The sequence below is a fragment of the Pinirhizobacter sp. genome, assembly GCF_035317885.1.
In the GTDB taxonomy this organism is placed as follows: domain Bacteria; phylum Pseudomonadota; class Gammaproteobacteria; order Xanthomonadales; family Rhodanobacteraceae; genus Pinirhizobacter.
Genome location: NZ_DATHFX010000338.1, coordinates 1 through 6,731 on the forward strand (window position 1 = coordinate 1; position 6,731 = coordinate 6,731).

The 6,731-nt window shown below is 66.6% G+C and carries 6 protein-coding genes and 1 pseudogene; 1 reads left to right on the plus strand and 6 read right to left on the minus strand.

What is annotated here, in order from left to right; translation table 11 throughout:
* The 6 genes from leuB to VK519_RS11010 all read right to left on the minus strand — a co-directional run.
* A partial coding sequence (gene leuB / locus VK519_RS10985; RefSeq protein WP_324349774.1) for a 3-isopropylmalate dehydrogenase occupies positions 1-1,040 on the minus strand: 1,040 nt, incomplete at its 3' end.
* Complete coding sequence (gene leuD, locus VK519_RS10990) at positions 1,037-1,630, minus strand: 3-isopropylmalate dehydratase small subunit (RefSeq protein ID WP_414692738.1); 594 nt, start codon at positions 1,628-1,630, stop codon at positions 1,037-1,039. The genes leuB and leuD, both read right to left, overlap by 4 nt.
* Positions 1,627-3,042 (minus strand): 3-isopropylmalate dehydratase large subunit, encoded by a 1,416-nt coding sequence (gene leuC / locus VK519_RS10995; RefSeq protein ID WP_324349775.1) that lies wholly within the window; start codon positions 3,040-3,042, stop codon positions 1,627-1,629. Before leuC ends, leuD begins: the two co-directional genes overlap by 4 nt.
* Positions 3,039-3,986, minus strand: coding sequence for a branched-chain amino acid transaminase (locus VK519_RS11000; RefSeq protein ID WP_324349777.1), 948 nt, complete (start codon positions 3,984-3,986; stop codon positions 3,039-3,041). Before VK519_RS11000 ends, leuC begins: the two co-directional genes overlap by 4 nt.
* A gap of 16 nt (positions 3,987-4,002) precedes the next feature.
* Positions 4,003-5,586: a 2-isopropylmalate synthase gene (locus tag VK519_RS11005; RefSeq protein WP_324349779.1), complete on the minus strand. Its 1,584-nt coding sequence runs from the start codon at positions 5,584-5,586 to the stop codon at positions 4,003-4,005.
* Between the two features lie 116 nt (positions 5,587-5,702).
* On the minus strand, positions 5,703-5,840 hold the full coding sequence (locus VK519_RS11010) for a hypothetical protein (RefSeq protein WP_324349780.1): 138 nt from the start codon (positions 5,838-5,840) through the stop codon (positions 5,703-5,705).
* A gap of 244 nt (positions 5,841-6,084) precedes the next feature.
* On the opposite strand from VK519_RS11010, the pseudogene VK519_RS11015 reads away from it, so the two are divergent.
* Positions 6,085-6,731: pseudogene (locus tag VK519_RS11015) on the plus strand (glycoside hydrolase family 15 protein); the annotation flags it as partial.

The window sequence follows — 6,731 nt, forward strand, 5'->3', positions numbered from 1 at the left end:
CAGGCATCGAGCACGGCGCCCCGCACGTCTTGCGTGCTGGCCGTGCCGCCGACGTCGCGGGTGAGGTTGCCGTGCTCAAGCACGGCGTCGACGGCGGCTTCCACGAGCGCCGCCTCGGTGGGCAGGTTGAGCGAATGGCGCAGCAGCATCGCGGTGGACAGGATGGTGCCCAGCGGATTGGCCAGGCCCTTGCCTGCAATGTCCGGCGCCGAGCCGTGGATCGGCTCGTACAGGCCGCAGGGTTTCTCCCCGAGCGATGCGGAGGGCAACAGCCCGAGGGAGCCGGCAAGCACGGCGCCCTCGTCGGTGAGGATGTCGCCGAACATGTTCTCGGTGACGATCACGTCATAGTCGGCAGGACGCGTCAGCAGCAGCATGGCCATCGAATCGACCAACTGGTGCTCGAGCGAAACATCCGGGTACTCCTGGCCGATGCGCGTGGCCACCGAACGCCACAGGCGCGAGGTTTCCAGCACGTTGGCCTTGTCCACCGAGGTCACCTTGCTGCGCCGCGTGCGGGCCAGTTCGAAGGCGTGGCGCATCACCCGCTCGATCTCCACCACGGAATAGCGGCATTCATCGGTGGCCTCGGTTTCCGTCCGTGTCTTGGCGCCGAAATAGATGCCGCCGGTGAGTTCGCGGATGAAGACCAGGTCCACGCCCTTGGTCTTCTCGGGCTTCAGCGGCGACAGCGCCGCGCTGCGTGGATGCAGTTTCAGCGGCCGCACATTGGCGAACACGCCCAGCGCCTTGCGGATCGCCAGCAAGCCCTGTTCGGGGCGCACCGGGGCATTCGGGTCGGACCATTTGGGTCCGCCCACGGCACCCAGGAGCACGGCGTCGGCTTTCTCGCAGGCCAGGCGCGTGGCGGGTGGCAGCGGATCGCCGACGGCGTCGATGGCGGCGCCACCGATCAGCTGTTCGTCGAAGGAGAAGTCATGGCCGTATCGATCGGCCACGGCCTTGAGCACGGCTACACCGGCAGCCGCCACTTCCGGGCCGATGCCGTCGCCGGGCAATACCACGATGGTCGCCTTCATGCGGCCTGCTCCAGGTTCTTTTCGAATGCGGTAATGGCGTTGTCCTGCTGCAGCAGGAAGCCGAGCTGGTCCACGCCGTTCAACAGGCAGTGGCGTGAGAATTCATCCAGCTCGAAGCGGATCTCGCCGCCGTCGGGCAGGCGGATGCTGCCGGCGGCAATGTCGATGCGCAGTTCCGTGCCGGGATGGTCCAGCAGCCAGCGGTGTTCGGCCGCGCTCACTACCACGGCTAGCAGGCCGTTCTTCAGTGCGTTACCGCGGAAGATGTCGGCGATCTCGCTGGAGATCACCGCGGTGATGCCGTAGTCCAGCAAGGCCCAGGGCGCATGCTCGCGCGAGGAACCGCAACCGAAGTTGTGGCCGGCCACGATGATCTGGCAGCCGCGGGCCGCGGGTTTGTTCAGCGCGAAATCCGGGTTGTCCGAGCCATCGGCCAGGTACCGCCAGTCTTCGAAGGCATGTTTGCCCAGGCCCGTGCGCTCGGTGGTGGTCAGGAAGCGCGCCGGGATGATGCGGTCGGTGTCGATGTTTTCATTGGCCAGCACCGCCGTGCGGGAGTGCACGTAGGCCAGCGGTCGCAAGCTGCTCATGCGGCGGCCTCCTGGTCGAGATAGTCACGGGGATCGGCCACCACGCCAGCAACGGCGGACGCCGCGGCGACCAGCGGGCTGGCAAGCACCGTGCGTGCCCCCTTGCCCTGGCGGCCTTCGAAGTTGCGGTTGGACGTGCTCACCACCAGCTGGCCCGGCTGGGCCAGATCGCCGTTCATGGCGATGCACATTGAGCAACCCGGCTCGCGCCACTCGGCGCCGGCGGCGCGGAATACCTCGTGAAGGCCAGCGGCTTCGGCTTCGCGTCGCACTTTTTCCGAGCCCGGCACCACCAGCATCCGCACGTGGCCGGCCACCTTGCGTCCACGCAGGATGCCCGCGGCGGCGTGGAGGTCCGACAGCCGCGCATTGGTGCAGCTGCCGATGAAGACGACATCCACGTGCTCACCGGCCATCGGCTTGCCGGCGGTGACACGCATGTAGTCCAGCGCCTTCTGCTCCAGCGCGTCGGCGGCCCTGGGCACGTTGGCGGCAATGGCCACTACCATGCCGGGATGGGTGCCATAGGTGACGCTGGGCGTGATGGTGCTGGCGTCGATATGGACTTGCTGGTCGTACGTCGCGCCTTCGTCGGAATGTAATGTGCGCCAGTGCGCCACCGCCTGGTCCCAGGCCGCACCCTTCGGCGCGCGCTCACGGCCTTCCAGCCAGGTAAAGGTGGTGTCGTCGGGGGCGATCAGGCCCGCGCGGGCACCGGCCTCGATGGACATGTTGCACACCGTCATGCGCTCTTCCATCGACAGGGCGCGGATGGTCGAGCCGCGGTATTCGATGACATGGCCGGTGCCGCCGCCGATACCGATCTGCCCGATGATGTGCAGGATCAGATCCTTGGCGGTCACGCCGCGCTGCAGTTTTCCCTCCACGTTGATTGCCAGGGATTTCGGCTTGCGTTGCAGCAGGCACTGCGTGGCCAGCACGTGGCCGACTTCGGTGGTACCGATGCCGAAGGCCAGCGCACCAAAGGCGCCGTGGGTGGCGGTGTGGCTGTCACCGCAGACGATGGTCATGCCCGGATGGGTGGCACCCACTTCGGGGCCTGCCACGTGGACGATGCCGCGGTCGGGGCTGTCCCAGCCCAGCAGGTCGATACCGAACTCCGCGACGTTCGCCTCGAGTTTGGCCACCTGGCTTTCCGCTTCCGGCGTGTAGTACGGGCGGCGGCCGTCGGCCCCCGCGGGAAGCGTAGGCGTGGAGTGGTCGAGCGTGGCCAGCGTGCGGTCGCGGCGTCGCACGGTGAGGCCGCGCGAGCGCAGTTCATCGAAGGCCTGGGGGGAAGTCACCTCGTGTACCAGGTGCAGGTCGACGTACAGCACGCCCGGGGTGGCGGCGGTTTCGTCCACCACCTGGTGGGCGTCCCAGAGTTTGTCCAGCAAGGTACGGGCGTTCATGCGGCCACCTTCGCTTCAGCGGCTTCGTGCACTGGCGTGAGCCAGCCCCATCGGTCTTCGGTGCGTCCGTCGAACAGGCCGAAGAAATCGTCCTGCAACTGGCGCGTAAACGGGCCGGGCACGCCGTCGCCGACGCGCTTGCGGTCCACCGAGCGCACGGCCGTCACCTCGGCGGCGGTGCCGGTCATGAACACCTCGTCGGCGAAATACAGGAACTCACGCGGCAGCGACTGCTCGACGATGGTGTAGCCACGGGCGCGGGCCAGGGTGAGCACGCTGTCGCGGGTGATGCCGCACAGGATGCTGGCGGCCACCGGCGGGGTGTGGATCACGCCGTTGCGCACGATGAAAAGGTTCTCACCGGCACCCTCGCTCAGCAGGCCATCGGTGCCCAGGGCGATGCCCTCGGCGTAGCCGCCGCTGATGGCCTCGCGGGCGATCAGCTGGCTGTTGAGGTAATTGCCCGCGGCCTTGGCGCCGCTGGGGAAGGTATTGGGCGCGGCGCGGTTCCACGAGGAAACACACACGTCCACGCCTTTCTCCAGCGCATCGCTGCCGTGATAGGCGCCCCAGGGCAGGGCGATGATGGCCACGTCCACCGCCGTATCCAGTGGTGGCGCAAGCGCGAACGTGAAGCCGCTGCGATAGATGATCGGCCGCACGTAGGCTGATTGAAGTCCATTGGCGGCGATGACCTCGCAGCAGGCGCGGTCGATCGCCTGCGCGTCGTAGCCGTGGTCCAGGTCGTACACGCGCGCGGACTGGAACAGCCGCGTGGTGTGGTCGCGCAGGCGGAAATACCGCGGGCCATCGGGCGTGGCATACACGCGGATGCCTTCGAACACGGACGATCCGTAGTGCAGCGCGTGGGCGCCGACGTGGACCGTGGCTTCGGCAAAGGGTTTGATACTGCCGTTGTGCCAGATGAGGGACGGGGCTTGCATGGGTCGTGCTCCTGGTTCAGCGTTGTGCGGCCACGGCTGCCGTGTGCGGCGCCTGGCGTTCGATGCGGTTGACGATGGCCAGTACCGCGTGCGCGGTGGCCTCGACGATGTCGGTGCTTACGCCGTTGCCCCGGTATTCGTGCCCCAGGTGCGTGGCTGAAAGGCTGGCGTGGCCCTGGGCGTCGCCGCCCTGGCTGATGGCGCGTACCTGGAAGTCCACCAGCTCCAGCGGCTGGCCGGTGGCGCGCTGCACGGCGCGCAGCATGGCGTCCACGGGGCCATCGCCGATGGCAGCCTCGCTGGCTTCACGCCCGTCGTCGTGGCGCAGTTGCACCGTGACCGACGCGCTGCCGCCCACATGCGAGTTGGCGTGCATGTTCTGGATGCGCCACGGGCCCTGCGTCTCTGGATCGACACCGCCGGCCAGTGCCACAAGGTCCGCATCCACCACTTCGCGCTTGCGGTCGGCCAGCTTCTTGAAGTTGGCGAATACTTCATCCATGGCCGCTTCATCCGGCTCGAAGCCCAAGGTTGCCAGACGCTGGCGCAGTGCATGGCGGCCGGAGTGCTTGCCCAGCACCAGCGAGGTGCTGGCGCCGACATCTTCCGGACGCATGATTTCGTAGGTGCCGCGATGCTTGAGCATGCCGTGCTGGTGGATGCCTGATTCATGGGCAAACGCGTTGTCGCCGACGATCGCCTTGTTGCGCGGCACCGGTTGCTGGGTGAGGTTGGCCAGAAGGCGCGAGGTGGGATACAGGCGTTCGGTGACGATGCCGGTATCGACCTTGAAATACGGTGCGCGGGTGTGCAGCGCCATGACGATTTCTTCCATGGCGGCGTTGCCGGCGCGCTCGCCGATGCCGTTGATGGTGCATTCCACCTGGCGGGCGCCGGCGCTGATGGCCGCCATCGAATTGGCCACGGCCAGGCCCAGGTCGTCGTGGCAATGGGCGGAGAAGATCACGCCATCGGGCCTTCGCACGTTGGCCTGCAGGTAGGTGAAGAGCTCGGCCATCTCGGCCGGCGTGGTGTAGCCCACGGTGTCGGGCGCGTTCAGCACGATCGCACCGGCATCGGCCGCGGCGTTGAACACTTCCACCAGGTAGTCGTGTTCGGTGCGCAGGGCATCCTCGGCGGAAAACTCAACCTCGTGGCACTGGTCCTTCGCCCGCTTGATGGCGGCGATGGCGATCTCGATCACCTCGGCCTTGGTCTTGCCCAGCTTGTGCTCGCGATGCAGGGGGCTGGTGGACAGGAATACATGGATACGCGAGCGGCGGGCCTGCGCCAGCGCCTTGCCGGCGGCATCGATGTCGCCCGGCTGGCAGCGCGCCAGGGCGCAGACCGTGGGCGCTTTCATCGCCCTGGCCACTTCCGCCACGGCGGCGAAGTCGTCCGGCGAGGCGGCGGGGAATCCCGCTTCCATCACGTCGACGCCCAGTTCCTCCAGGGCGTGGGCCATGCGCATCTTGGCGCGCCGGTCCATCGAGAAGCCCGGGGCCTGTTCGCCGTCGCGCAGGGTGGTGTCGAAGATGCGCACGCGGCCTACGTCCGGCTCGCCGTCGTTTTCGTGCGTGGTGTGGTTCGGGTGGCTCATGGTCTGCTCCGCTTGGGGCGGTGAATGAGTAGCAACAAAAAACCCCGCTACCTTCGGCAGGTGCGGGGTTTTGAGGAGTCTTCAGGTTTGTTTCTTAGTTACCTGGACACATGCCCTCAGCCCGCACCTCCGTTGGTAATAAGGAGTACGAGTACAAGGGCAAGAAGAAGCGTGCCGCGAAGTCGCAGCGTGGCGCCGGCCGCCTGCTGGCGGGCGTGATCGGCGATGCGGCTGATGTTGGTGCGCTGCGACATGGAACCGACCATAAGGTGCGTTTGCCACGCGTGTCAACAGTTGGTGGTGAAACTATTCTTCCTAGGAATGAATCAGCCAAGCATCGGACGTATGGACGTCCAAATCTTAGCGAGCCCTGAAAGGGCCGTTCGACACCCGGCAAAAAAATGCGAGCCTTACAACGGTTTGGGGCCATCTTCGAGGGGTGGCGAGGGTCATCCCGCGGGCGTAGAGTCGGGCATTCCAGCCTGCCCGGAATGCACTATGTTTGATAACGAAGATCGGCCGGCACCCGGCCATCCCGGGGTCGCGGCGAGGTGGTCTTCATCGGCCAAATCGGGTGTTGGCACGGCGCTTACGGCCGAAAGCCGGGTCTGGTTCACCTTGGGCCGCGGCATCCTGAACGAGGTGTACTACCCGCGCATCGACATGGCCTGCATGCGCGACGCGGGCTTGCTGGTAACCGGCCCCGACGGTTTCTTCGCCGAGGAGAAGCGTGACGCTCATCACGCGGTGGAATCTTACGAAAGCGGTCTCCCGGCCTACCGGCTGGTCAATACCTGCACCCGTGGGCGGTTTCGCATCACCAAGCGGGTGATCACCGACCCCCGGCGGGACGTGGTGCTGCAGCAGATCCGCTTCGAGGCACTGGAAGGAAAGCGCGAGGACTACCGCGTCTACATGCTGCTGGCGCCGCACCTGGTCAATGGCGGTGACCACAACACCGCCTGGACGGGGCAATTCAAGGGTAAGGACCTGGTATTCGCCCGCGGTGGTGGCCGTTCGCTGGCCCTGGGTGCGGAACCGCCGGTGCTGCAGCGTAGTGTCGGTTTCGTCGGCCGCTCCGATGGCTGGCGGGACTTGAAGGAAACCGGCACTTTGCCGAGCCTTTACACCCGCGCCGACGATGG

Bases quoted from the DNA above. Each gene is read 5' to 3' on its own strand.
- VK519_RS11010 (WP_324349780.1), bottom strand. From the start codon at position 5,840: ATGTCGCAGCGCACCAACATCAGCCGCATCGCCGATCACGCCCGCCAG.
- VK519_RS11000 (WP_324349777.1), bottom strand. From the start codon at position 3,986: ATGCAAGCCCCGTCCCTCATCTGGCACAACGGCAGTATCAAACCCTTT.
- leuC (WP_324349775.1), bottom strand. From the start codon at position 3,042: ATGAACGCCCGTACCTTGCTGGACAAACTCTGGGACGCCCACCAGGTG.
- leuD (WP_414692738.1), bottom strand. From the start codon at position 1,630: ATGAGCAGCTTGCGACCGCTGGCCTACGTGCACTCCCGCACGGCGGTG.
- VK519_RS11005 (WP_324349779.1), bottom strand. From the start codon at position 5,586: ATGAGCCACCCGAACCACACCACGCACGAAAACGACGGCGAGCCGGAC.